The organism is Nonomuraea sp. NPDC026600 (genome assembly GCF_040638335.1).
GTDB lineage: Bacteria > Actinomycetota > Actinomycetes > Streptosporangiales > Streptosporangiaceae > Nonomuraea.
On sequence record NZ_JBEZYD010000030.1, the window covers coordinates 34,058 to 57,774 of the forward strand.

27 protein-coding genes and 2 pseudogenes are annotated in these 23,717 nt (G+C 69.5%); 17 read left to right on the forward strand and 12 right to left on the reverse strand.

The window, feature by feature from the left end:
* Position 1: 1 nt before the first annotated feature.
* Positions 2–763, reverse strand: a complete 762-nt coding sequence (locus AB0F17_RS46110; protein ID WP_358036789.1) for a hypothetical protein — start codon at positions 761–763, stop codon at positions 2–4.
* A gap of 97 nt (positions 764–860) precedes the next feature.
* On the opposite strand from AB0F17_RS46110, the gene AB0F17_RS46115 reads away from it, so the two are divergent.
* The 6 genes from AB0F17_RS46115 to AB0F17_RS46140 all read left to right on the forward strand — a co-directional run bounded on the left by AB0F17_RS46115 (position 861) and on the right by AB0F17_RS46140 (position 5,922).
* Positions 861–1,694, forward strand: coding sequence for a 2,3,4,5-tetrahydropyridine-2,6-dicarboxylate N-succinyltransferase (locus AB0F17_RS46115; protein ID WP_358036791.1), 834 nt, complete (start codon positions 861–863; stop codon positions 1,692–1,694).
* Positions 1,694–2,749 carry a succinyl-diaminopimelate desuccinylase gene (dapE, locus tag AB0F17_RS46120; RefSeq protein ID WP_358036793.1) on the forward strand — a complete coding sequence of 352 codons (1,056 nt, stop codon included), beginning with the start codon at positions 1,694–1,696 and terminating at the stop codon, positions 2,747–2,749. The genes AB0F17_RS46115 and dapE overlap by 1 nt, the downstream gene beginning before the upstream one ends.
* Positions 2,750–2,977: 228 nt before the next feature.
* Entirely contained in the window at positions 2,978–3,775 is a 798-nt protein-coding gene (locus AB0F17_RS46125) for a TIGR00730 family Rossman fold protein (RefSeq protein ID WP_358036795.1), read from the forward strand.
* A gap of 10 nt (positions 3,776–3,785) precedes the next feature.
* Complete coding sequence (locus tag AB0F17_RS46130) at positions 3,786–4,370, forward strand: TIGR00730 family Rossman fold protein (RefSeq protein ID WP_358036797.1); 585 nt, start codon at positions 3,786–3,788, stop codon at positions 4,368–4,370.
* An 80-nt stretch (positions 4,371–4,450) separates the two neighbouring features.
* The gene (locus AB0F17_RS46135; protein WP_358036799.1) at positions 4,451–5,374 is read left to right on the forward strand and encodes a hypothetical protein; all 924 of its coding nucleotides are present in this window, start codon (positions 4,451–4,453) and stop codon (positions 5,372–5,374) included.
* Positions 5,371–5,922 (forward strand): DNA-3-methyladenine glycosylase I, encoded by a 552-nt coding sequence (locus tag AB0F17_RS46140; RefSeq protein ID WP_358036801.1) that lies wholly within the window; start codon positions 5,371–5,373, stop codon positions 5,920–5,922. Before AB0F17_RS46135 ends, AB0F17_RS46140 begins: the two co-directional genes overlap by 4 nt.
* 8 nt (positions 5,923–5,930) lie before the next feature.
* Here AB0F17_RS46140 and AB0F17_RS46145 read toward each other — a convergent pair whose 3' ends face one another.
* Together AB0F17_RS46145 and AB0F17_RS46150 are read right to left on the reverse strand one after the other, a co-directional pair.
* Positions 5,931–6,707 carry an enoyl-CoA hydratase-related protein gene (locus tag AB0F17_RS46145; protein ID WP_358036803.1) on the reverse strand — a complete coding sequence of 259 codons (777 nt, stop codon included), beginning with the start codon at positions 6,705–6,707 and terminating at the stop codon, positions 5,931–5,933.
* Positions 6,704–7,480: a PaaX family transcriptional regulator C-terminal domain-containing protein gene (locus AB0F17_RS46150; protein WP_358036805.1), complete on the reverse strand. Its 777-nt coding sequence runs from the start codon at positions 7,478–7,480 to the stop codon at positions 6,704–6,706. Before AB0F17_RS46150 ends, AB0F17_RS46145 begins: the two co-directional genes overlap by 4 nt.
* Before the next feature lie 180 nt (positions 7,481–7,660).
* On the opposite strand from AB0F17_RS46150, the gene AB0F17_RS46155 reads away from it, so the two are divergent.
* Together AB0F17_RS46155 and AB0F17_RS46160 are read left to right on the forward strand one after the other, a co-directional pair.
* Positions 7,661–7,828 (forward strand): DUF3117 domain-containing protein, encoded by a 168-nt coding sequence (locus AB0F17_RS46155; RefSeq protein WP_020545024.1) that lies wholly within the window; start codon positions 7,661–7,663, stop codon positions 7,826–7,828.
* Between the two features lie 78 nt (positions 7,829–7,906).
* Entirely contained in the window at positions 7,907–9,313 is a 1,407-nt protein-coding gene (locus AB0F17_RS46160) for a leucyl aminopeptidase (RefSeq protein ID WP_358036807.1), read from the forward strand.
* A gap of 66 nt (positions 9,314–9,379) precedes the next feature.
* Here AB0F17_RS46160 and AB0F17_RS46165 read toward each other — a convergent pair whose 3' ends face one another.
* Entirely contained in the window at positions 9,380–10,018 is a 639-nt protein-coding gene (locus AB0F17_RS46165; protein ID WP_358036809.1) for an O-methyltransferase, read from the reverse strand.
* 161 nt (positions 10,019–10,179) lie between these two features.
* Between AB0F17_RS46165 and sigE the strand changes: the two genes are divergently transcribed.
* The 5 genes and pseudogenes from sigE (at position 10,180) to AB0F17_RS46190 (ending at position 13,736) form a co-directional block, all read left to right on the forward strand.
* Positions 10,180–10,821, forward strand: coding sequence for an RNA polymerase sigma factor SigE (gene sigE / locus AB0F17_RS46170; protein ID WP_214639755.1), 642 nt, complete (start codon positions 10,180–10,182; stop codon positions 10,819–10,821).
* A gap of 1 nt (position 10,822) precedes the next feature.
* Positions 10,823–10,915, forward strand: a pseudogene (locus tag AB0F17_RS46175) (zf-HC2 domain-containing protein); the annotation flags it as partial.
* A gap of 27 nt (positions 10,916–10,942) precedes the next feature.
* Positions 10,943–11,359 carry an anti-sigma factor gene (locus AB0F17_RS46180; RefSeq protein WP_358037102.1) on the forward strand — a complete coding sequence of 139 codons (417 nt, stop codon included), beginning with the start codon at positions 10,943–10,945 and terminating at the stop codon, positions 11,357–11,359.
* A gap of 196 nt (positions 11,360–11,555) precedes the next feature.
* Positions 11,556–13,094: a trypsin-like peptidase domain-containing protein gene (locus AB0F17_RS46185; protein ID WP_358036811.1), complete on the forward strand. Its 1,539-nt coding sequence runs from the start codon at positions 11,556–11,558 to the stop codon at positions 13,092–13,094.
* Between the two features lie 285 nt (positions 13,095–13,379).
* A complete protein-coding gene (locus AB0F17_RS46190; RefSeq protein WP_358036813.1) occupies positions 13,380–13,736 on the forward strand; it encodes a sec-independent translocase in 357 nt (118 codons plus the stop codon).
* Positions 13,737–13,916: 180 nt separating this feature from the next.
* On the opposite strand, the gene AB0F17_RS46195 is transcribed toward AB0F17_RS46190, so the two are convergent.
* Positions 13,917–15,053 (reverse strand): Mrp/NBP35 family ATP-binding protein, encoded by a 1,137-nt coding sequence (locus AB0F17_RS46195; protein WP_358036815.1) that lies wholly within the window; start codon positions 15,051–15,053, stop codon positions 13,917–13,919.
* 158 nt (positions 15,054–15,211) lie between these two features.
* Between AB0F17_RS46195 and AB0F17_RS46200 the strand changes: the two genes are divergently transcribed.
* Positions 15,212–15,673 (forward strand): MarR family transcriptional regulator, encoded by a 462-nt coding sequence (locus tag AB0F17_RS46200; RefSeq protein WP_358036817.1) that lies wholly within the window; start codon positions 15,212–15,214, stop codon positions 15,671–15,673.
* Here the strand turns inward: AB0F17_RS46200 and AB0F17_RS46205 are convergent.
* Both AB0F17_RS46205 and AB0F17_RS46210 read right to left on the reverse strand, forming a co-directional pair.
* Positions 15,657–16,124 (reverse strand): DUF1003 domain-containing protein, encoded by a 468-nt coding sequence (locus AB0F17_RS46205; protein WP_358036819.1) that lies wholly within the window; start codon positions 16,122–16,124, stop codon positions 15,657–15,659. The genes AB0F17_RS46200 and AB0F17_RS46205 overlap by 17 nt on opposite strands.
* Positions 16,114–17,325, reverse strand: coding sequence for a CBS domain-containing protein (locus AB0F17_RS46210; protein ID WP_358036821.1), 1,212 nt, complete (start codon positions 17,323–17,325; stop codon positions 16,114–16,116). Before AB0F17_RS46210 ends, AB0F17_RS46205 begins: the two co-directional genes overlap by 11 nt.
* Before the next feature lie 95 nt (positions 17,326–17,420).
* On the opposite strand from AB0F17_RS46210, the gene AB0F17_RS46215 reads away from it, so the two are divergent.
* Entirely contained in the window at positions 17,421–18,392 is a 972-nt protein-coding gene (locus tag AB0F17_RS46215) for an EamA family transporter (RefSeq protein ID WP_358036823.1), read from the forward strand.
* Here AB0F17_RS46215 and AB0F17_RS46220 read toward each other — a convergent pair.
* The 5 genes and pseudogenes from AB0F17_RS46220 to AB0F17_RS46240 form a co-directional block, all read right to left on the reverse strand.
* Positions 18,379–18,744 carry a hypothetical protein gene (locus AB0F17_RS46220; RefSeq protein ID WP_358036825.1) on the reverse strand — a complete coding sequence of 122 codons (366 nt, stop codon included), beginning with the start codon at positions 18,742–18,744 and terminating at the stop codon, positions 18,379–18,381. The genes AB0F17_RS46215 and AB0F17_RS46220 overlap by 14 nt on opposite strands.
* 211 nt (positions 18,745–18,955) lie before the next feature.
* Positions 18,956–19,171 (reverse strand): hypothetical protein, encoded by a 216-nt coding sequence (locus AB0F17_RS46225; protein ID WP_358036827.1) that lies wholly within the window; start codon positions 19,169–19,171, stop codon positions 18,956–18,958.
* A 131-nt stretch (positions 19,172–19,302) separates the two neighbouring features.
* Positions 19,303–19,395, reverse strand: coding sequence for an SHOCT domain-containing protein (locus AB0F17_RS46230; protein ID WP_358037084.1), 93 nt, complete (start codon positions 19,393–19,395; stop codon positions 19,303–19,305).
* Between the two features lie 108 nt (positions 19,396–19,503).
* Positions 19,504–19,704: pseudogene (locus AB0F17_RS46235) on the reverse strand (DUF4429 domain-containing protein); the annotation flags it as partial.
* 365 nt (positions 19,705–20,069) lie between these two features.
* Complete coding sequence (locus AB0F17_RS46240) at positions 20,070–21,071, reverse strand: ArsR family transcriptional regulator (RefSeq protein ID WP_358036829.1); 1,002 nt, start codon at positions 21,069–21,071, stop codon at positions 20,070–20,072.
* Between the two features lie 266 nt (positions 21,072–21,337).
* On the opposite strand from AB0F17_RS46240, the gene AB0F17_RS46245 reads away from it, so the two are divergent.
* Together AB0F17_RS46245 and AB0F17_RS46250 are read left to right on the forward strand one after the other, a co-directional pair.
* Entirely contained in the window at positions 21,338–22,753 is a 1,416-nt protein-coding gene (locus tag AB0F17_RS46245; protein WP_358036831.1) for an AMP-binding protein, read from the forward strand.
* A 1-nt stretch (position 22,754) separates the two neighbouring features.
* Positions 22,755–23,582 (forward strand): hypothetical protein, encoded by an 828-nt coding sequence (locus AB0F17_RS46250; protein WP_358036834.1) that lies wholly within the window; start codon positions 22,755–22,757, stop codon positions 23,580–23,582.
* The last annotated feature ends 135 nt before the right edge of the window (positions 23,583–23,717 follow it).

A 23,717-nucleotide genomic window follows, 5' to 3' on the forward strand; every position in this document is an offset into this window, starting at 1 on the left:
CTCAGGAGATGTCCACTTGGCTGTCGGACGCTTTGCCGCCCGACTGCCAGCCGTCCACCCGCAGGTCGTTGGTCCAGGTGGCGCCGTTGAACCCGACGCGCTTCAGGCCGTACTTCTGCGCGTGGGCGACCGACCAGGCGGCGACCAGCCAGCCGCGCTTCTGCGTCGAGATGGCCGGGTCGCCGAGCGCCCGCGCGAGCTGGCGCCGCGCCTCGGCGGTCCTGGCCTGCGGTGCGGGCGTGCTCGCCTTGGGGGGCGGATACCAGCAGTGCACGGACTTCGGGACCCGCCCGGTGAACGCCGAGGCGAGGAGCTTGGCGTCCTCCTCGTGCTGGGCGTAGGCGTAGCCGCCCGCCGACCGCTGCACGGCCTGGGCGGCGTCCGCCAGTGGGATCTTCCGGTAGTTCTTCACCTTGACCAGCGCGGCGAAGAACCTGTTGGACGCGTAGACGGGGTCGCGGAGCTGCTTGGGCTTGCCCCACCCCTGCGACGGGCGCTGCTGGAACACGCCGATGGAGTCGCGATCGCCGTCGGGGAGATTGAGCAGCTTCGACTCCTGCAATGCGGTCCCGTAGGCGATCACCACCGCCCGTTCGGGCAGCTTGCGGCGCTCCGCGACGGCCGCGATGGTGGCTGATATCTGGGCCTGCTCGATGTCGAGAGCCAGCTCTCCTTTGGGGGTCTTGACGCTGCAGTAGGCCTCGGGGATGGCCAGCGGCTGCGTCTTTTTCAGCAATTGGTAGAGACCTACGGAGATTGCCACCGCGAGGAGAAGAACTATGACCGCGATGGTGATGACTCCGCGAGAGAAGCGCAGGCGCACGCTGAAAAACCTACCCGGCCAGATAAGCTCCGTGGCCATGAGGCACGTGAGCAGTCTGTCACCGATCGACTCCGCGGTGGACGAGCTGTGGGAGCGGCGCGGGGAGTTGTCGCCCCGCGACCTCGACGCGCGCAACGCGGTGGTGAGCGCGATCGACCTGCTCGACAGGGGACAGGCGCGGGCCGCCCGGTTGTCGGACGGCGAGGTGGTCGTGGACGAGCGGGCCAAGCGGGCGATCCTGCTCAGCTTCCAGGTGCTCGGCATGGCCAGGACGCAGGTGGGCGACTTCCAGCACCATGACCGGCATCCGCTGAAGACCACGTTCGACGGGGTGCGGGTGGTTCCGGGAGCGATCGCGCGCTGGGGCTCCTACCTGGCGCCCAGTGTGATGCTGATGCCGTCGTTCACGAACGTCGGCGCGTACGTCGACGAGGGGACGATGGTCGACACCTGGGCCACGGTCGGCTCCTGCGCCCAGATCGGGAAGAACGTCCATCTGTCGGGCGGCGTGGGCATCGGCGGCGTGCTGGAGCCGCCCAACGCCGTGCCGGTGGTGGTGGAGGACGACGCGCTCATCGGCAGCCGTGCGATGCTCGTCGAAGGCGCCCGGGTGGGGCGCGGCGCCGTCGTCGGGGCGGGCACGATCCTGTCGGCCTCCATCCCGGTGATCGATGTACAAACCGGCGAGGAGCTGGCCCGCGGCCGCGTCCCCGACTGGTGCGTCGCCGTCGGCGGCACCCGCCAGAAGGAGTTCCCCGGCGGCACGTTCGGGCTGCCCTGCGTGCTGGTGATCAAGCGCCTGGAGCCGGGGCAGCGCCATGACAAGGCAGCGCTCAACGAGGTGCTGCGCGAACACGGAGTGAACACCTGATGCTGGACCTGACACAGGACGTGCGGACGCTGACCGCCGCCATCGTGGACATCGAGTCGGTGAGCGGGAACGAGCGGGCGCTGGCCGACCTGGTCGAGCAGGCGCTGGGGGCGTTGCCGTACCTCAAGGTCGACAGATCCGGCGAGACGCTCGTCGCGCGTACGGAGCTGGGGCGCGGCGAGCGGGTGCTGATCGCCGGGCACCTCGACACGGTGCCGGTCGCCGCCAACCTGCCCAGCCGCGTCGAAGGCGACCTGCTCTTCGGCTGCGGCACCACGGACATGAAGGCGGGGGTGGCGGTCGCGCTCAAGCTGGCCGCCACCGTGCCCGCACCGAACCGCGACGTCACCTACGTCTTCTACGACTGCGAGGAGATCGAGGCCGAGCGCAACGGGCTGACCAGGGTGGCGCGCGAGCACCCCGACTGGCTGGCGGCCGACTTCGCGGTGCTCATGGAGCCCACCGACGGCGTGATCGAGGGCGGCTGCCAGGGCACCCTGCGGGCCGAGATCACGGTGGCCGGCAAGCGCGCCCACAGTGCCAGGTCGTGGTTCGGGGTCAACGCCATCCACGGCATCGAGCCGGTCCTGGCCAGGCTCAACGCCTATGAGGCCCGGCAGCCGGTGGTCGACGGCCTCGCCTACCACGAGGGGCTCAACGCGGTCGGCGTGCGCGGCGGCGTGGCCGGGAACGTCATCCCGGACGAGTGCGTGGTCACGGTCAACTACCGGTTCGCGCCCGACCTGTCGATAGAAGAGGCGCAGGAGCACGTACGCGAGGTGTTCGACGGGTTCGAGGTCCTGTTCACCGACGGCGCCCCGGCGGCGCGGCCCGGCCTCACCCATCCGGTGGCGGCGGCCTTCACCGCCGCGGTCGGCGGCACGCCGCGGGCCAAGCTGGGGTGGACGGATGTCGCGCGCTTCTCCACACTGGGGGTTCCGGCCGTGAACTACGGTCCCGGTGACCCGAACCTGGCGCATCAGCAGGGAGAGTACGTGTCGCTCACGAAGATCGTGGAGAGCGAGCGGGCCCTGCTGGACTGGCTGACAAAGTGAAAGTGGCTTTCCTCGCCGGCCATTTGGCGGGGAAAGCCACTTTCAGTCCCGAGCAGCACCCTCGGCAGTTAGACGCAGGGGAGTCGAAATCTGGTTCCTGCTTCTTACAAGATTTTTTACTCGGGTTCTTCAGGCCGTCAACCAGGGCATTTGCCGCAAAGACCCTCTGGCGGATGACCGGCTCTCGTTGTGCACGGGGCCGGGTGGCGTTCGGCTAGCGTGACCGGCATGAAACAGAAACGTCCGGAACGCCGTCAGGGGCAGGCTGTGGTCCGCGGCAGGCTCGCACCCAGCACCACCCATGATCAGCGTCTGCTCGACCGCCAGGGCCCCGCCGACTGGGTGCACATGGACCCGTGGCGAGTGCTGCGCATCCAGGCCGAGTTCGTGGAGGGGTTCGGGCAGCTGGCCGAGCTGCCCCGGGCGGTCACCGTCTTCGGCTCCGCACGCACCCGCGAAGACTCCCCGGACTACGACATGGGCCGCGAGCTCGGCCGGTCGCTGGCCCGGGCCGGCTACGCGGTGATCACCGGTGGCGGCCCCGGGATCATGGAGGCGGCCAACCGGGGGGCCGCCGACGTCGACGGCGCGGTGTCGGTGGGGCTCGGCATCGAGCTGCCCTTCGAGCAGAAGATGAACGACTACGTGGACCTCGGCATCGAGTTCCGCTACTTCTTCGTGCGCAAGACGATGTTCGTCAAGTACTCGTGCGGGTTCATCGCGCTGCCCGGCGGATTCGGCACGCTCGACGAACTGTTCGAGGCGCTCACGCTGGTGCAGACGCAGAAGGTCACCTCCTTCCCCGTCGTGCTGATGGGCTCGGAGTTCTGGGGCGGACTGCTCGACTGGATCAAGAGCGCGCTGCTCGGCACCGGCAAGATCGCCGAGCAGGATCTCGACCTCATCACCGTGACCGACGACGTGGAGAAGGCCGTACGCATCATCGCCGACGCCGACCTCGCGCGGTCCAAGCAGCTCCAGGAGGAGCGGGAGGCCGCCGCCGTCCAGACCGCCGAGCCCCAATAGGCTCCAATGCGTGAATATCTGCGTCTTTTGCGCCTCAAGTCTGAAAATTAATGATAAATACCTCGAACTCGCCACGGAGGTCGGCGCCGAGCTCGCCCAGCGTGGGCACACGCTGGTGAGCGGAGGCGCCACCGTCTCGTGCATGGGCGCCGTCACCACGGCCACCCGCGCCTCCGGCGGCCGGACCATCGGCGTGATCCCGCAGGTCCTGGTCGACATCGAGGTCGCCGACACGGAGTCGGACGAGCTGATCGTCACCACCGGCATGCGCGAGCGCAAGGCCATCATGGACGAACGCTCCGACGCCTTCCTCGTGCTGCCCGGCGGCATCGGCACGCTGGAGGAGCTCTTCGAGATCTGGACCGCCCGCGTCCTCGGCATCCACGACCGCCCCCTGGTGATCCTCGACCCATGGGGTCTGTACACGCCGCTGCGCAAGCTCGTTGAGAACATGTACGAGGCGGGCTTCACCCGAGCCAACGTCTTCGACGCCATCTCCTGGACCAGCACGGTCGAAGAGGCGTTCGCGCACCTAGAGGCCACCGCCAAGCATGTGCGGCCCAGCGTCGAGGAGCTCGGGGAGTCCACCGGCTGACCCGCCGTGGAGAGTCCCAAGAGGTAACAGGCGCGGCAAGTGCGAGACTCGTGCCTCGATCGTATGAGTACGATGCCAATGTGCTGGTCGTACTCGCCATTGCCGCGCTCGCCATTCTGGCCTGCGTGGTCCTGGTCTCCCTCGGAAGGGGCGGGGAGCTGACCGAGTTCCCGCCGGACGTCCCGCCTCTCGATCTGCCCGAGCCTGGGCAGCTCACGGCGGTCGACTTCATGGCGCTGCAGCTGCCGGTGAACCTGGTCGGCTATCACACGCAGAGCGTCGACGAGACCCTGCGAAGGGCGGCGACCGCGATCAGTGCGCGTGACACCAGGATCGCGGTTCTCGAACAGCGGGTCTCCGAGCTGCTGTCGAGCCGGTTGCACGCCCGCCAGGAGGTCTACGCGGCTCCGGGCGGCGCGCTACGCACCGACCACGAGCCGCCGGCCGCGCCCTTCGACCTCTCCCAGAAGGGGGACTCGGCCGCCGAATCGCACGGGCTGGGAGACCAGCACGCCTGGCCGTACGCGAACGGGCCTCATGACGCGAACGGACCTGAGGACGCGAACGGGTCTCAGGACGCGGCGGCAGAGCCGAACACGGCGGTAGAGCCGGACGCCGCGCCACGCGGTGCCCAGCCCCATGCCCAGCCCGACTCCCAGCCTGACGTCGAACCCGATGCCGAGCCCAGCTCCCATCTCGGCGGGGCAGACGAGCGGGTGGAGGCTCACCCCGATGCGACGGCCGCGTTCGACATCGCGGTCGACGAGGACGGGCGCGAGGCAGAGCCGGTGCAGGACGGGGAAGAACACGACGCCGGTCCGGTGCTGGTCCCGCAAGGCGAGGACGGGCACGAGCGCGACGCTGAACCGGTTCGGGTCCTGGCCGGCGAGGACGCCGAGAAGCGCGAGAGTGAGCCGGTGCGGGTCCTGTCCGGGGAAGGCGGGGAGCACGGGGCGGAGCCGGTGCGGGTCGCGCCGGGCGAGGACGGGGACGAGCGCAAGTGACGGAAGTGATCCGCTGCTCCTGGGCGGGCATGGCGGACCCGATCTACATCACCTACCACGACGAGGAATGGGGCCGCCCGGTCCGCGGCGACGACGGCGTCTTCGAGCGGGTCGCCCTGGAAGCCTTCCAGTCGGGACTGTCGTGGCTGACGATCCTGCGCAAGCGGGAGAACTTCCGCGCGGCCTTCGACCAGTTCTCCATCCCCAAGGTCGCCGCCTACACCGAGCAGGACGTGACCCGGCTCCTGGGCGACCCCGGCATCGTGCGTAACCGCGCCAAGGTGGCGGCGACCATCAACAACGCGCGGGCCGCGCTCGACCTCCCCGGCGGCCTGTCCGACCTGGTCTGGCAGTACGCCGACGCCGAGGCCCCGATCCCCAGGTCGATGGCCGACGTCCCGGCCATCACCCCGGCCTCCAAGGCACTGGCCAAGGACCTCAAGAAGCGCGGTTTCAGCTTCGTCGGCCCGACCACCGCGTACGCCCTCATGCAGGCCATCGGCCTGGTCAACGACCACATCGAGGGCTGCGTCGCCCGGCAGGCATGAGGACAGGGTCAGCGGCCGTGGAACGACGGCTGCTCCTTGACCAGGAAGGCCCGGGTGGCGTCGAGGTGGTCCTGGGTGGCCACGCACGCGTCCTGTATGTCGGCCTCCAAGGCCAGGGTTTCGGACAGTGAGTGCGTCGTGGCGTAGGCCAGCGCCTGTTTCGTGGCCGCGAACGCCATGGTCGGCCCCGCCGCCAGCCGTACGGCCAGCTCCTGGGCGGTCTTGAGGACGTCGTCGGCGGGCACCACACGCGTGACCACGCCCAGTTCGAGCGCGCGGGCCGCGCTGAACGGCTCGCCGAGCAGCAGGAGCTCGGTCGCCCGCCCCAGACCGACCAGACGGGCCAGCGTCCACGACGCGCCCGAGTCGGGCGCCAGGCCGATCCCGGTGAACGCCATCGCGAACTTGGCCTTCTCCGAGGCCACCCGCAGGTCGCAGGCGAAGGCCAGCGCGGCGCCCGCCCCGGCGGCCACGCCGTTCACCGCGGCCACGACCGGCTTGGCCATCGTGGTGATCAGCTCCACGATCGGGTTGTAGTGCTCGCGGACCGTGTTGGCCAGGCCGCGGCCCGCCTCCAGGTTGTCGGCGTGCTCACGCAGGTCCTGGCCCGCGCAGAAGGCCCGCCCCGAGCCGGTGAGCAGTACCGCGCGGACCCCGGGGTCGGCGGCGGCGCGGTGCAGCGCGTCGAGCAGGGCCGTCTTCAGCTCGGCGGTCAGCGAGTTCATCGAGTCGGGCCGGTCGAGTGTGATGGTGGCGACGGCATCGGTCACGTCATAGCGGATCAAGGTAGCTCCCTGTCGACGAACGCGGCGGCCGCGGGCAGCAGGCGGCCCGCCTCCTGATCGAAGTAGGCCCTGGCCTTCTCGCCCGGCCAGCCGGGTGGCAGTAGTTCCGGCGGGAGGCCGGGATCCTGGAACAGGAAGTTGCGCCATCCGTGCACGAGCTTGCTCCTGGTCGCGAACACCTGATCAGCCGGGGCGCCGCCGGGCAGCGCGCCGACCAGATTGACAGCTTCCGACAGCCAGTGCTCGTACGCCGCGCCGATGGCGGTCAGATCCCAGGCGCGGGCCACCAGCTCGCGCGGGTCGCCCTCAAGCGCCGCGTCGAATCTGTCGGCGCGCACGCCCTCACTCTCCAGCAGATTGTCCAGTTCGATCGACGAACGCGGACCGATCCAGGTCGTCTCCGACAGCGCGGCGTAACCCAGGAAAGTCAGGTCGGCGCGGATCCGCTCCCTGCGCGGACGGTCCTTGACCGGACCGAAAACGATCACGTGCCACCGGCCACGCCAGCTCGGAGTTCCGGCTCGGTAAATTCTCAACGCCGCCTCGTCCAGTCGTCTGACGCACTTCGGCGTAAGTCCGTAACCAGCGCCCTGGGGCAGCCTGACGGGCTGCAGCCAGCCTTGCCGCACCATGCGGGAAACAGCAGTCCGCACGGCTGGAGCGGCGATTTCCAAGGGCTTCATGAGCCGTACCAGCGCGGCCACTGACGCCTGTCCACCGCGCGAGCGCAGGTGGTCTCCATAGAGGTCGAACAGAGCGGCGCGAGCGTGCACGAAGTCCAGTTTGGACGCCTTCGCCAGCCAGGACAACGCATTCTGGGAGGAGATCGTTACCCATGAGCGCTCTCGATGCGGGAGAATAGGACATCACAGATGACGTGAATGCGTCGGCCATCCTCAGGGGCGGTCGGAAATCGCGGGCAGCGGGAGCCCACGGCAGGAAGGGATGCACGCATGGCGGCGATGAAGCCGCGGACCGGCGATGGTCCGCTGGAGGTCACCAAGGAAGGGCGCGGCATTGTTATGCGGGTCCCCCTGGAGGGTGGCGGCCGGCTCGTCGTGGAGATTTCCGCCGACGAGGCGAAGGCGCTCGGCGAGGCGTTGAAGAACGTCGTCGGCTGAGAGCTCCCGAGACACAGGTCGTTTCCCGGCCCTGGCGTGCATCCGCGCCGGGGCCGCCGACGTTTGAGGTGGAGTTCCGTGCCCATTGAGACCACGGCATCGGTGGTGGTCGACGTCCCGGCGGACGTCGAGCTGCTGGCGGTGCCTTTTGACGCCGATCTCGTTCCCGCCGTCGAGCTCGACCTGCACGTGCCGGCGGCGGCCCTGCTGGCGCACTACGACGCCAAGGGCGAGGCGGGTGAGGTGATCGAGGTCCCGGTGGCGCGGGAGGGTGGTGTCGGCCGGGTGCTTCTGTACGGGGTCGGCGACGGCTCGCCGCGCGCGCTGCGCAAGGCGGCGGCGGCGCTCACCCGTAAGGCCAAGGGCAAGCAGGCGCTGGCCGTGGTGCCGCCGCAGGGCGACGTGACGGCCTTCGCTGAGGCGGCGCTGCTGGCGGCGTACACCTTCAAGATCGGCGCGCCGGGCAAGCAGTCCGTGCGCGCGCTGATGTTCGTGGGCGCCGACGAGGGCTCGGTGCGGCGCGGCCAGACCGTAGCCCAGGCGGTGGCGCTGGCCCGCGACCTGACCAACACGCCCGCGTCGGTCAAGAACCCGGCCTGGCTGGCCGAGCGCGCGGCCGAGCACGACGTGCCGGTACGCGTCTGGGACGAGGAGCAGCTCCAGGCGGGCGGCTTCGGCGGCATCCTGGCCGTCGGCCAGGGCTCGGCCAACCCGCCCCGCCTCATCCAGCTCTCCTACACCCCGGCCGAGCCGAGCGACCGGCATGTGGTGCTGGTGGGCAAGGGCATCACGTTCGACTCGGGCGGCCTGTCGCTCAAGCCGAACGAGAACATGAAGACCCAGAAGACCGACATGGCGGGCGGCGCAGTGGTGATCGCCGTCATCTCCGCGCTCGCCCGGCTCGGCGCGCCGGTGCGGGTCACCGGCCTGATCGCGTCGGCCGAGAACATGCCTTCGGGTACGGCCCAGCGGCCCAGCGACGTCATCAAGCACTACGGCGGACGCACGGTCGAGGTGCTCAACACCGACGCGGAGGGGCGGCTGGTGCTGGCCGACGCGCTCGCCTACGCCGATGCCGAGCTCGACCCCGACATGGTCGTGGACATCGCCACGCTCACCGGGGCGATCACCGTCGCGCTGGGCCGAGGTTACGGCGCCGTCTACGCAACCGACGACGACCTCGCCCGGCGGCTGGTCGACGCGGGGCAGGTCAGTGACGACCGGTTGTGGCGGATGCCGCTGATCGACGACTACGCGCCGGCACTGGACTCGCCCATCGCGGACCTGGCCAATGTCGAGAGTGGTTCCACCTATGGGGCCGGGTCGATCACGGCGGCGTTGTTCCTGCGGGAGTTCGCGGGCGAACGGCCGTGGGCGCACCTCGACATCGCGGGCGTCGGGCGCAGCACCGTCGACGACGGCGTGCTCACCAAGGGCGCGACCGGGTTCGGCGTGCGTGTGTTGCTGGAGTGGCTGACCCGCTAGGCGTACGCGTGTTCCTGGAGCGGCTGACGCGCTGGGCGCGGGCGTGTTCCTGGAGTGGCTGACCCGCTATGAGGCGGTCTTGACGGCGGCGAGCAGCCCGTCGCCCAGGGGCATCAGCAGCGAGCGCAGGCGGTCGTCGGACTGCACGAGCTTGCCCAGTTCGCGCAGCGCGACCGTGTCGGGGTCGCGCTGCGTCGGGTCGGCCACCCGGTTGTGCCAGAGGACGTTGTCGAAGGCGACGATGCCGCCCACGCGCAGCAGCCTGACGGCCTCGGCCAGGTAGTCGGCGTACTCCTGCTTGGCGCCGTCGGCGAAGACCATGTCGTAGCCGCCGTCGGAGAGCCGGGGCAGCACGTCGAGCGCCCGGCCGGCGATCAGCCGCACCCGCCCGCCGGAGAACCCGGCCTCCGCGAACGCCTGCCTGGCCAGCCGCTGGTGCTCCTGCTCCACGTCGACGCTGGTCAGCGTGCCGTCGGGGCGCATGCCGCGGAGCAGCCAGAGACCTGAGACGCCGCAGCCGGTGCCGATCTCGACGACCGACTTGGCGTTGACGGCCGTGGCGAGGAAGCAGAGCGCCGCTCCGCCCCCGGGAAGGATGGGTGTGGCACCCATCTCCAGGCCGCGCAGCCGCGCCGCGTGCAGGATCTCATCTTCATGATGGAACTGCTCCGCATAGGCCAGAGTGGCCTCTACCGGACTGGTCATCGGCCTCCTCCCCCCACTTTCGTGCGATTGGTCACCGATCGCAGCCTAGGGGAGACACGCCGGGACGGGAACTCAAGACGGCCCCGAGGCGTTGCAGGTTTAAACGGGCTTTGCCGGTCCGGAAGGCAGGCAGTACGCACGAAGGGACGAAACCAGGCACTATGGCGGTAGCGGTGGTCCCAATGAGAGGAGTTCTGGTGGACGAAAGTGACCACCAGGCCGATACTCCCGTGTCTGACTGGACTCCTCCCACCTGGGAGGAAGTGGTGCGGACTCATTCCGCACGTGTATACCGGCTGGCGTATCGCCTGACCGGCAACGTCCACGATGCCGAAGACCTCACTCAAGAGGTCTTCGTGCGGGTCTTCAGGTCCCTGTCGAGTTACACCCCCGGAACGTTCGAGGGCTGGCTGCACCGGATCACGACGAACCTGTTCCTCGACATGGCGCGGCGCAAGCAGCGCATCCGGTTCGAGGGGCTCGCCGACGACGCGGCCGAACGGCTGCGCGGGCGCGAGCCGTCACCGGCGCAGGCGTTCGATGACGCTCACCTTGAGCCGGACATCCAGGCCGCGCTCGACGCGCTCGCACCGGAGTTCCGGGCCGCGATCGTGCTGTGTGACATCGAAGGTCTGTCGTACGAGGAGATCGCGGCCACGCTCGGCGTCAAGCTGGGTACGGTCCGAAGCCGCATTCACCGTGGCCGGGCGCAGTTGCGGGAGGCGCTCGATCACCGGGCCCCCCGTAATTCCCAACTCCCCCCGCCATCATTCCCATCGGGAACCCGTGGGGAGGAAGTCTGATATGTCGCATCTTGGAGAACGTGTTTCCGCGCTCGTGGACGGTGAGTTGAATCACACCGAACGCGACCGCGCTCTAGCTCATCTGACCTTTTGTGGCGACTGCCGGAGAGAGGTCGAGTCGATGCGGGCGCTGAAGTCGCGCCTGCGGTCGCTCGACGGCCCGGTGATGCCGGCTGACCTCACCATGTCGCTGCTGCGGATGTCCGAGCCCGGCGGCCCGCTGCCGCCCAGGGAGCGGCCTTTCCCTACCCGGACGTTCGGCGGGGTCCCGATCCCTGGGCCGTACAGCATCGCCCCGCTGGACAACCGGCCGCGCAGGGACGCGACCGGTGGCGCTTCGGGCCCTGGCCGCGGGGCTAGGCGGCGCAGCACCTATGTGGCGGTCGGCGTGGTCTCCGCGGCCGTCGCGCTCGGCACCTTCTTCGCCGTCTCCGGCGTCGGCCAGACCGCCCAGGCTCCGCCGGCCGAGATGTTCGAGCAGGCGCGGCACACCCCCACGTCGTCGCCGACCACCACTCTGCCCACCGCCACGCCCTGATCCTGCGGTTCGCTCCCGGGAATGCCTGGGATACTCGGTGTGGCGTAGTCGAGGGCGTCAGGGGCATACGATCTGAGTTCGGGAATCTGTCAGGTGTTCACATATGTTGCAAGATTGCCTGACAATTGCTTTATAACTCTCGTATGCCGTTCACGCCATGATTGCGGTGTCCGAGGCAAGGAGTGGTGAGATCTAGATGACCGACGAGTCGCGCCCACCTGAAGGACGCATGCCGTCGGACTTCCCTGAGCCACAGGGGCGGCCGGAGTTCCTGCCCGCCGATGATCAGGCGGAGCAGTCTGGATGGCGGTCCGAGACCGCCTCGTTCGAGAGCGGCCGGTGGGGTGACCCGTCAGGCCGTCCCGCGGACACCGCGTCCTACGGCACCCCGTCCTACCCTGGCCCTGGCCAGGCACGGGCCGAGGAGACGCCGCACAACAGTACGCGCGCCTACGAGAGCCCATACTTCGGCAACTCGGCGGGGGCGCCGCCCTATGGCGGCGACAAACGCCCGCCGCCGCCGCCCAGCGCGCTCGGCATGGGCGCGGGCTGGGCGCCACCGCCCATCGGGCCGCAGGGCGGCTTCGCGGGGGCGCCGGGCAGGCGTGGTCCCGGCACCGGCGTCCTGATCGTGCTGGCCGTCGTCATCGCCCTGGTCGCCTCTGGGCTGGGCAGCGTCGGCACATTCCTGCTGACCAGGTCGAGCAGCAGCGGCACCGACCCGTCCTACAGCCTCGGCCCGATCCCGAGCGCCGCCACGAACCGGGCCCCCGACTCCGTCGCCGGCGTGGCCTCGCGAGTGCTGCCCAGCGTGGTCTCGCTGGAGGTCAACGCCAGCAGCGCCGAGGGCGTGTCGGGCTCCGGCTTCCTGATCAAGGACGGCTACGTGGTCACCAACAACCACGTGGTGGCCCCGGCCGCCAAGGGCGGCGACATCCAGATCATGTTCAACAACCGCAAGACCACGAAGGGCCGCATCGTCGGCCGTGACCCGGGCTCCGACCTGGCCGTGGTCAAGCCGGAAGAGACGTTCGGCACGCCCGAGATCACCCTCGGCAACTCCGACCAGGTGGTCGTGGGCGACCCGGTCATCGCGATCGGCTCCCCGCTCGGCCTCACCGGCACGGTGACCACCGGCATCGTCAGCTCCCTGAACCGCCCGGTCATCGCGGGCGACGAGAGCGGCACCAGCACCGAGGAACCCGCCTACATCAGCGCGATCCAGACCGACGCCGCGATCAACCCCGGCAACTCGGGCGGCCCGCTGGTCAACGGCAAGGGCGAGGTCGTGGGCGTCAACTCCGCGATCGCCACCCTGAGTCGCTCCATGAGCAGCCAGGGCGGCAGCATCGGCCTCGGCTTCGCCATCCCGGTCAACCAGGCGCGGCGTGTCGCCGAGGAGATCATCACGACCGGCAAGGCCAAGCGCCCGAAGATCGGCATCGTCCTGGACAAGGACTACAAGGGCCAGGGCGTCCGCATCGCCTCGGACCGCGTCGAAGGCCGCGCGCCGGTGGACGAGAACGGCCCCGCCGCGAAGGCGGGTCTCAAGGCGGGCGACGTGATCCTGGAGATCGACGGGCTGACGCTGCAGGACGGCAACGAGCTGATCGCCCTGATCCGCAGCAAGGCTCCCGGTTCCACGATCACCGTCAAGTACCAACGCGCCGGCCAGCAACGCACCGCCAAACTGACGGTCACCGCTGACGACAGCCCCGCGCCGACGCCTTCCTGAAATCTCTTTCTCTCTTTTACGGCAGGCACGGTGGGCCCCACCCGCCGTGCCTGGCTGGGCCCTGTCCAGGGGGACGCTCCTCCGGTGGAGGTGGTTCGGCGCCGTGACGAGACGGTGAGACCGCCCACGTGGTTCGCCGTTGACCGGGGTGTTCTCTTTTTCCCGGGATGTTGCGGCTTTGAGGTTGTTTGGTCAGGGGCTGGCGACCAGGGTGAGGGCGAATGCCCTTAGTCTGGAGGAGTCGGGGTTGTCCCCGCTCTGGTTGGACTGCGGTAGGAGCTCACGGTGTTCGGACTCGGGTGGTTGGAGATCGGAGCGCTGGTTGTCATCGCGCTGCTCGTCTTCGGTCCCGACAAGCTGCCTCAGGCGGCCTCGCAGGCCGGTAAGACGCTGCGTAACCTGCGCCGGATGGCCAACAGCGCGCGAGACGACCTGCGTGCGGGCCTGGGCCCGGAGTTCCAGAACTTCGACCCCAGTGACCTCAACCCCAAGAACTTCGTCCGCAAGCACCTGCTGGAAGACGAAGACGACTGGACCAACAAGTCCCCGCAGCTCGAACCGGCCACCGCTCCTTACGTCGCGGAGCCGGTCGACGAACTGGGCTATGGCGAGCTGCCTCCCTATGACGCGGAAGCCACCTGAGGCGCGCATCCCACGCGGGCGGTCTCACCGTCTCGTCACGGCGCCTCGCCACCTCCACCGGAGGAGCGTCCCCCTGGACAGGGCCCAGCCAGGCACGGCGGGTGGGGCTCACCGTGCCTGCCGTAGAACAGATCGCTTGAAGGCTTGTAGGGCCCGCTCTGGGAGCGGGCCCTAGCTATGTCAGCGGTTCGGAGAAAGCCCCAGCTGGAGCCCCTTGAGGCTGCTGGAGCGCTTGCTCAGGCCGGCGGCGATGGTGCGGAGCTCGGCCGCGGCCGGAGAGTCGGGGTCCGTCAGCACCAGCGGCTTGCCCTCGTCGGCGCCCTCGCGGAGGCGGAGGTCGATGGGGATCTGGCCCAGAAGGGGGACGCGGGCCCCCAGAATCTGGGTCAGGGCGTCGGCCACGGTCTGGCCGCCGCCCTCGCCGAACACCGAGATGCGCTCGTCGCAGTGCGGGCACGGCAGCCAGGACATGTTCTCGATGACACCGGCGATCTGCTGGTGCGTCTGCGCGGCGATCGAGCCCGCCCGCTCGGCCACCTCGGCGGCGGCCATCTGCGGGGTGGTGACGACGAGGATCTCCGCCGACGGCAGCCGCTGGGCCACCGAGATGGCGATGTCGCCGGTGCCCGGCGGCAGGTCGAGCAGCAGGACGTCGAGGTCGCCCCAGTAGACGTCGGCGAGGAACTGATGGAGCGCGCGGTCGAGCATCGGCCCGCGCCAGACCACCGCGCTGTTGCCCTCGGGCTTGAACATGCCCACCGAGATGACCTTGATGTCATGCGCCACCGGCGGCATGATCATGTCTTCGACCTTGGTGGGGCGCTCCGAGGCGCCGAGCATGCGCGGCACGCTGTGGCCGTAGATGTCGGCGTCGACGATGCCGACCTTGAGGCCGCTCGCGGCCATGGCGGCGGCCAGGTTGACGGTGACGGACGACTTGCCGACCCCGCCCTTGCCGCTGGCGACCGCGAAGACGCGGGTCAGCGAGCCCGGCTGGTTGAAGGGGATCTCCTTCTCGGGCCCCCGGTCGCCACGCAGCGTGGTCTGGAGCTTCTTGCGCTGCTCGGTGCTCATCACGTCGAGTTCGATCTCGACGCCCGTGACACCGTCCAGTTTGGTGACCGAGGCGGCGACGTCGCGGCGGATGGTGTCCTTCATCGGACATCCGGACACGGTGAGATAGACACCCACGCGCACGACACCGTCGGCACCGATGTCGATGCTTTTGACCATGCCGAGATCGGTGATCGGACGACGGATCTCGGGGTCGATGACGGTGGCGAGGGCCGCCGTCACCTGTTCCTGTGTTGGTGCCATCGAAGTCTCGGCACGAGGGAGTGCCGTCCCTCCTTAGTCGTATATGTGTGACCGGGCGTTGCACGCCGGCGAGGATGCCCCTCCATCGTATGAACCAGGGACCCCGTGCGGATAATCCGAACTGTTTAGGTGTCCGTGCAACGTTCTAAGGTTACTCCGTGACTCTTCAGCGCGACGAGGGCCTGACCACCGAGGAGCTGACGGTCTGGCGGATGCTGCAGCGGGCCCAGGTGCACATCACCCGCCATCTGGAGGCCGAGTTGCTCGTGGCGCACGGTCTGCCGCTGGCCTCCTATGACGTGCTGACCCAGCTGTCGGAGGCGCCGGGGCGGCGGCTGCGGATGAACGACCTGGCCGGCCGGGTGCTGCTCTCGCGCAGCGGCCTGACCAGGCTCATCGACCGGCTCCAGCGCGACGGGCTGGTGGCGCGCGAGGCGTGCCCGAGCGACGCGCGGGGACTGTTCGCGGTGCTGACGGACCGGGGCGCGGCCCGGCTGGCCGAGGCCACCCCCACCTACCTGCGCGGGATCAGGTCGGAGTTCCTCGACCGGCTGGGGTCCGGTGAGCTCCGCCTGGTCCGCGAGATGCTCGCCAAGCTGGCCATCACCGCCGCTCCCTGAGCTCCTCGGCCAGCCGCTGCAGCTCCGAGCGCAGGTAGTCGCGGGTGGCCACCTCGCCGATCGCCAGCCGGAGCCCGGCGATCTCGCGGGTCAGGTATTCGACGTCGGCCTGGTTGCGGTCGGCCGCCGCGCGGTCCTGCTCGTACTGGACGCGGTCCCGGTCATCCTGCCGGTTCTGGGCCAGCAGGATCAGCGGTGCGGCGTACGAAGCCTGCAGGGACAGGATGAGCGTGAGGAAGATGAACGGATACGAGTCGAACTGCAGGTTCGGCGGTGCGGCGACGTTCCAGGTCACCCAGATCGCGACGAACACCGTCATGTAGACGATGAACCGGGCCGTGCCGAGGAAGCGGGCGATCTGCTCCGACAGCCGGCCGAACGCCTCCGGGTCGTAGTGCGGACGGAGCGAGCGGCGCAGCGCGCGTGGCTGGTCGAGGCGGTCAGTCGTCACGATGGGCCCTTTCTCGCCAGTCGTCGGGAAGCATGTGGTCGAGCACGTCGTCGACCGTCACCGCGCCGACGAGCCTGCCCAGCTCGTTCACGACCGGCGCCGCCAGCAGGTTGTAGTTCGCCAGGTAGGAGGCGACCTCGTGCACGGTCAGCTCCGGCCTGATCGGGTCGATCGAGGGATCGATGACCGAGCCGAGCAGCGTGGACGGCGGGTCGCGCAGCAGCCGCTGGAAGTGGGCCACCCCCAGATAGGCGCCCGTCGGCGTCTCGGTCGGCGGCCTGGTCACGTAGACCTGGGCCGCGACGGCGGGTGTCAGGTCCTTCTGCCGCATGTGGGCCAGCGCCTCGGCGACCGTGGCGGTGGGCGGCAGGATCACCGGTTCGCTGGTCATCATGCCGCCCGCGGTGTCGTCGGCGTAGGGGAGCAGCCGCCGTACGGGCGCCGCCTCCTGGGGTTCCATGAGCGCGAGCAACTGGGTCGCCTGTTCGTCGGGCAGGTCGTGCAGCAGGTCGGCGGCGTCGTCGGGGTCCATCGCCTCCAGGACGTCGGCGGCCCGCTCCACCTCCAGCGCGCGCAGGATGGCGGTCTGGTCGCTGGGCGGCAGCTCCTCCAGGATGTCGGCGAGCCGGTCGTCGTCCAGGGCGCGGGCGATCTCGATCCGGCGCTTGTCCGGCAGATCGTGCAGGGCGCTGGCCAGGTCGGCGGCCCGCATCGACTCGAAGGCGGCGATCAGCCCGGCGGCCCCCTGGTCCTTCTGCAGAACCCCGAACCCCGTCACCTCGCCCCAGTCGACGATCCTCGTCTCGCGCCGCCGCCTGCCCCGGTAGACGGCCACTTTGGTGATCTGCCAGAACGACGGCTTGGTCTCCTCCATCGCCACGTCGTAGACGGTCACCGGCTCGCCGTGGAGCCGCACGGTGAGGTCGAGCATCTGGCCGATGACCAGTGTCTCGGTGTCGCGCTGTTCGAACCTGCGCATGTTCAGCCGGCCCGTGAAGATCACGGAGCCCGCTTCGATGCCGCGCACCCTGGTGATGGGCAGGAACACCCGGCGCCGCGGCTGGATCTCGACCACCATGCCGTGCACGCTCGGCGGGTTGCCGTCGTGCGGGCCGACCACGACGTCTCGGATGCGGCCGATCTGATCGCCTGCGGGGTCGAAGACCGGGGTCCCCGCCAGGCGGGCCACGAAGATCTTCACGTCAGCAGGCTAACAGTGCGGGTGCGTTGCGCTTCCGACGCCCGACATGACAGTATCAAAAGCGTCTTACGGTAATTACGGATTTGAGGTTGGTCGTGAAGTACCCAGGGCTTGCGCTGGCTTTCGTGTCCTCGTGCTGTTTCGCCTTCTCCGGCCCGATGGCCAAGTACCTGATAGCCGCCGGGCTGGCCCCGATCGAGGCCGTCTGGGTGCGCATGGCGGGCGCGGGACTGATCCTGGTGGCCGTGCTGGCCGTGGTGAAGCCGCGCGCGCTGCGGATCCCGCGGTCCCGGCTGCCGTTCTTCGCGCTGTACGCGTTGGTGGCGGTGGCCGCGGTCCAGTCGCTCTACTTCGTGGCCATCGCGCGGCTGCCGGTGGGGATCGCGCTGCTGCTGGAGTTCATGGCGCCGGTGATGGTGGTGCTCTGGGTACGTTTCGTGCGCCGGGTGCGGCTGCACCGCGCGGCCTTCGTCGGCGCCGTGACCGCGGTGGTGGGCCTCGCCATCGTCGTGGAGGCCTGGCAGGGGCTGCGACTCGACGCCTTGGGCCTGCTGCTCGCCCTGCTGGCCGGGGCCTGCTGCGCGGGCTATTTCCTGATGAGCGACAGCTTCGGCGACGACATCGACCCGCTCGGGCTGATCGGCTGGGGCCTGGTCGGCTCGGCCATGATCCTGGTGCCCTTCTCCCGGCCGTGGGACATCCCGTGGGACGCTTTCACCCGCACCGCCGCCCCCGAGGGCGGCCACACGCTGCCGGTGCTCGGGGCGTACCTGTGGATGGTGCTGATCGCCACCATCGCCGCGTACATCCTGAGCGTGAACGCGGTACGGCGGCTGACGGCGGCGGTGGGCGCCACGGTGGCCTCGCTGGAGGTGATCGGCGGCGCGGTGGTGGCGTGGGCGCTGGTGGGGGAGACGCTGGGCGTGTTCCAGATCGTGGGCGGCCTGATCGTCCTCACGGGCGCCCTCCTCGCCCAGACCGCCACCGCGCACCGGCCGGAGCCGAGCCCGCTGCCCAGCCCGGAGCTTCCCAAGGACGAGATCGAGCAGCCGGTCAGCGCGGTGTGAGGCGCAGTACCGTTGACTCGCGCGCCCAGCGGTCCGTCAGGTGTTCGCTGTCGGGAGCGTTGAGCCGGCCCTTGGCCAATGCGGCGATGGCCTCGGGCGCCGCCGCCTGGTCGACCACCCGGACATCGGCCTCGAAGTCGGCCAGCCTGGCGCCGTTGTCCTTGCTGCGCAGGATGACCTGGACGGTTTCGAGCCCCACAAGACCCGGCAACTGCTGCTCACCGCCCCCGGTGACGAGGTAGATGGCACCCTCGTGCCAGGCGTGCCAGGCCAGGCGCGGGCGGTCGAGGGTGAGCCAGAGGACGTCGGACTTCTTCGCGCCCTCTTCGATGGCCGCGGCTATGTCGCTCACGCCTCGACTGTACCCGGGCGGCCTGTCGTGCGGGGTGGCCTGACGAGGCGCGTACGACCAGCTCGGGGCGCATCAGCGGCGAGCAGTCCGTCGGCTGGTCGACTGGCCGCCCCCGACCTTGCCGAGACGTCCTCTGATCGGCATTGGGGCCGGACCATGAAACGGCGGCGCCGCCCGGAAACCGGACCGCGCCGCCCCTGTCTGCCGGGACCTATTTGACCCAGAGGTCGACCTGACTGCCCGCGATCAGCACGCACTTGAACGCGTCCCAGCCTTGACGCTGGTACGACAGGCCCGCATTGACGCACGCGGACTTGGTGGGGTAGGCGCCGATGTGGGTCCAGGTGGCGGCCTGGGCCGGAGCGCTCATGCCGGTGACCGTCAGAGCGGCCAGTCCTAGGGACAGGAGGGTCGTACGCACGCGCATGTGTCTTCCTTCTGCTGGAGAGACAAGGGGTGACGGGGAAGATCATGTAAAGGATTCTTTCTTCACGCAAGGCTGCACGGAAAGAATTCACCATCGACCCCCGGCTGTTAACCGGACCCCCGATCCCACCGTCACATCCGGGACAGCAGCTCAGCCTTCTTGGCCTGGAACTCCTCCTCCGACAGCAGACCGGCATCCCGCAGCTCACCCAGCTTCAAGATCAAACCGGCCAGCTCGGCCTGCCCTGGGCTCGGCTGCGACTCCAGGGCGCGGGTCGTGCGGAGTACCGGTGTCGGGGCGGCGGCCTGGATCGCGGCCAGTACAGCGGCGGCGAAGGGAAGGGAGTGGTGGGTGGCGCCCCACCCGAGGCCGAAGACCACGGACGCGGGGTCCTTGTTGGCATCGGTGGGGGACTGCCGCCCGCGGACCTTCAGGCGAAGCGAGCCGCTGGCGCCCTCCGGGGCGTGCCACTCGACGTCCTCCAGGTCGGCGATCTGGAAGCGCTGATCGCCTGCCCGATACTTGGCCGTGGACGCGCCGGACCAGAATCAGCCCGTCGGCTGTAACGGGAGATCCTCTTGGTGACGGAGTGCCATCGCCCTTCGGAGCCACGCCGCAGCACATCAAGCCGCGGTGGGGGACACCCCCGTGGACGGAGGAATACCAGTTCGCCTACCTGGAGGCCGACATCAGGTCTTCGACCGGATCGACGCGGTCGTGGGGGAACACGTCTGGCACTTCGCCGACTTCCAGACCGCCCCCCGGCATCCACCGGGTGGACGGCAATGAGAAGGGCGTCTTCACTCGTGACCGGCGGCCCACGGCGGATGCCCACGCCCTCAGGGGGAGGTGAACGCGACTGGACGGTCGCGGTGCTCAGGGCCGCTTGGGTCCGCTCTCAACCAAGGGTGCCTGCCACCAGGGCTTTCCCCAATGGTGTGAGCATGTGCAGCACAGTGTTGGCGATCCTGCGAGTCGTGATGAGGCCCGAGTTCCGCAAGACCCTGGTGTGCTGGCTCGCCGCAGCCGGTGAGATGCCGAGGCGGACGGCCAGCTCGGTGGTTCCGCAGGCGTCGTCGGCCAGCAACCGCAACATCCTGCTCCTGGTGCGGCCGAGGAGTTCGGCCTGCGGGTCCCGCGGGTCGGCGGGATCGCCGCCGGCCCACAACCCGATGACGCTCTCCCCGGACCACGACGCCGGATAAACGAGCCGCAGGGGACTCTCAGGATCGCCCGAAGTGAAGCTGAGCATGGGTTCAGGCCCGACGAAAACCGAGGGGACCAGGGTCAGCCCGCGCCCGTTGAGGTACTCGTCGGCCACCGAGCCTCCCTTGGTCCTGACCTCCAGCACCGGCGGGTCCCACCGGACGGTCGGCGGATGGAGGGTGGTGAGCAACTGGTCGAGCCCGCCCTCCAGGAGGATGCGGCCCCGCATGGCCCGGTCCGCCTCCAGGTGCGAGCGCAGGCGCGTCCAGTCGGGTGCGATGGCGACCTGGTGGAACTCGCGCAACGCCGTCAACACCGGGGTCCTGTCCTCAGCCAGCAGGCTCCGCAACCACGTGGGAGGGCTGTGTGTCATGCGCGCGAGGAGGGGGTCGATCTCGGTGCGCAGCGCCGCCCGAGGCGCGGCGTGCAATCGCTCCAGGCCCTCCTCGACCGTGGGGGCCTGCCCCAGCAGTGCGAAAAGGTCGAGTCCGTGGTGCGTGTCCTGATACAGCGGCCCCAGGAGGCGCAGGTGGGGAGGCCGGTTCTGGCGGACCCGCCGGAACCACGTCCGGAACATCACGCCCGGCGAGGGATGGCGGAGCAACATCAGTGCGGCCGACGTCTCCGCCAGCGGGCCGAACGTCGGGGCGACGTGCGTCTTCCTCAGATCCTCCGCGCTGAAGTGAATCCGCATCGACTCTCACCTATTTGTGCTCTGACCAGCGTCTTTAAGCGCTCGATTCAGGACCGTTGTGTGCTGGCAGGCGACGATTGATGATCAAAGTGTCTCAGACATCCTGAGATGTGAACGCCGATCGGAGACCACCATGCTGAAGATCGCACGTCGCTACGCCCGCTACGCGGCCAGCACGATGACCGCTGTCATGTTCACCACTGGCTGACCGTTCCCGGTGATCGGGGGGTGGCCGCTTGGGCGGTCACCCCAGTGATGGAGGTGACGTGTTCGGCACGATGGTCCGGCAGATCAGGTACGGCATGGCGTTGCTGAGGGGCGGGCGACTCGACCCGGCGGGGCTGCGTGCCACGGTCGCCGATCTGCGGGCGACGATCGAGGAATTCGGCGAGCCGGGCGAAGAGGCGGGAGCGTTGCTCCCCGGTGGCGTCGACCCGGACCTGGAGATCCGCCGGACGATGGCCGACCGCCGGTTGCGCAAGACGGTCCGGCAGGCCGCGGCGCGCGTGCCGTACTACCGCCATTGGTTCCGCGAGAACGGCGTCGACCCCGGCGATATCACGCTCGACACCCTGGACAAGCTCCCGCCGACGACCAAGGCCGCGCTGCGGGGAGCCTCCGCCGACTTCGTGTCCGATGACGCCGAGCCTGTTCTGCTGGCGCAGACGACGGGGACCACGGGCGCGCCGACCAGTGTCTGGTTCTCCCGCTACGAGCTGGAGTTGGCCGCCGCGCTGTCGGCGATGTCGTTCATGATGGTCAACGGCTGCCGCGAACGGCACGTCGTGATGTCGACGATCAGCTCCCGCGCGACGCTGGCCAAGCTCACGGTGCAGCAGGCGCTGGCGATGGTCGGGGCGGGCTTCGCCGCGCTGGGCACGGTCGATCCGCGGATCGCGCTCGACCGGCTCACGGAACAGCGATCGCTGCCGGGCAAGGAGCCGCAGGTCACCCATCTGATCACGACGGCCTCCTACCTCGGATGCCTGGTCCAGTTGGTCGAGCGGGGCCGGTGGCGGCCTTCCGACTTCGGGTTGCTGCAGGTGCTGGTGGGCGGTGAGGTGCTCAGCGATCCGCTGCGCCGCAGAGCCGAGCAGGCGTTCGGGGCGCAGATCACCGACACCTACTCGATGACGGAGACGATGCCGACGGCCGGGATCGTCTGCGAGGCGGAGCACCTGCACCTCGCCCCCGAGCAGGCGCATATCGAGGTTCTCGACCCGGTCACCGGCCTGCCGGCCGCGCCGGGCGAGATCGGGACGCTGGTGGTCACGCCGTACACGCAGTACCGCGACACCACGCTGCTGCTCAGGTACGCCACGGGCGACCTGGTGCGCCGCCTGCCGGCCGGTGAGCCGGTGGAGTGCTCGCTGCTGGGGATGCCCGCCACGTCCCGGCTGCTGGGGCGGACGAGCGGCGCGCGTCCGGAGCTCACCACACGGGCGATCCTCGACCTGCTGCAGGCCGTACCCGACGTGCCGCTCCCTACCCGCTACGCCCTGGACGGGACGGTCCTGCACGTGGTGGCGGGCAAAGCGTCCAGGCCACAGTTGGAAGACCGCGTCGGCACGCTGCCTCTGACCGGGCTCGTCCTGGTCGAGGATGCGGTGGACCTGCCCGAACCGTGTCGCGTACGGGCCGACCTGACCGAGGACAGCTTCGAACTCCACCCGGAGACGTGACATGCAGGGACTCACGCTGATAGGCATTGTCGCCGCGATCATCGGGGCGTCCGCCGTGTACCTCCGCCTGGTGGTCATGCCACGCCCCCCGGTCGGGCGGTTCGTCGGATCGGACATCCTCATCATGGCGGCGTTCCTGATCGTGATGCCCACGGCGTACCAGAACCTGCCGAAGTGGCTGGTCGCGCTGCTGTTCGGCCTGGTGTTCACCACCGCGGCCGCGGCGGCGCTCGGAGGGCGGGCAGGGACTCTGATCGCCTTGGCCCTCGGCGTGTTCGTCCTGGTGGCCCATTACGCCGGATGGGACGCCGCCAGGGTGATCTCCGGCGACCTGCTGCTCGCCATCGCCGTGGTCGGGGTGACCAACATGTGGGCGCAGACGGGGATGACCGCCGCCCAGGTCACCGCCCTGGCCGCGGTCCTGGCCCCCTATGATCTGGTGGCGACCGGGCTGACCTCGGTCACGGCCGACCTGCTGCGGCACCTGGCGGACGCGCCCTTCACGCCCATGCTCGCCGTCAGCACCGGCGACTCCCCGATCGCGGCCGGGCTCGGGGACTGCCTGATCCTCGCGTTGTGGCCGCTGGTGACAACCAAGGCGTACGGCAGGGCCGCCGGGTGGGCCGGCGCGGCCATCGGCCTGGCGGTCGTGGCGGTCGTGATCACCGGGGTGAGCCTCGGCTGGACGCACGGCGGCGTGCCGGTGATGACCCTGCTCGGACCGTGCATCATCGCGCAGCACTTCTTCTGGCGAGCCAGGCTCGGGAGCGAACGCCGCACGTGGGAGTGGCGCAACGGCGTCCAGCCGGTGCACGACGTCAACGGGTAGAACCAGCCGTCGCCCGATCCAGAATGTAACCAGAACCCGAATAGATGCAACCGAGGCATTGCATTTACTGCCCTGGCCCTGGAGCGCGGTACAGATCTGTGGATGCCTGTCGCTCACGCATCATCATTCGATCTT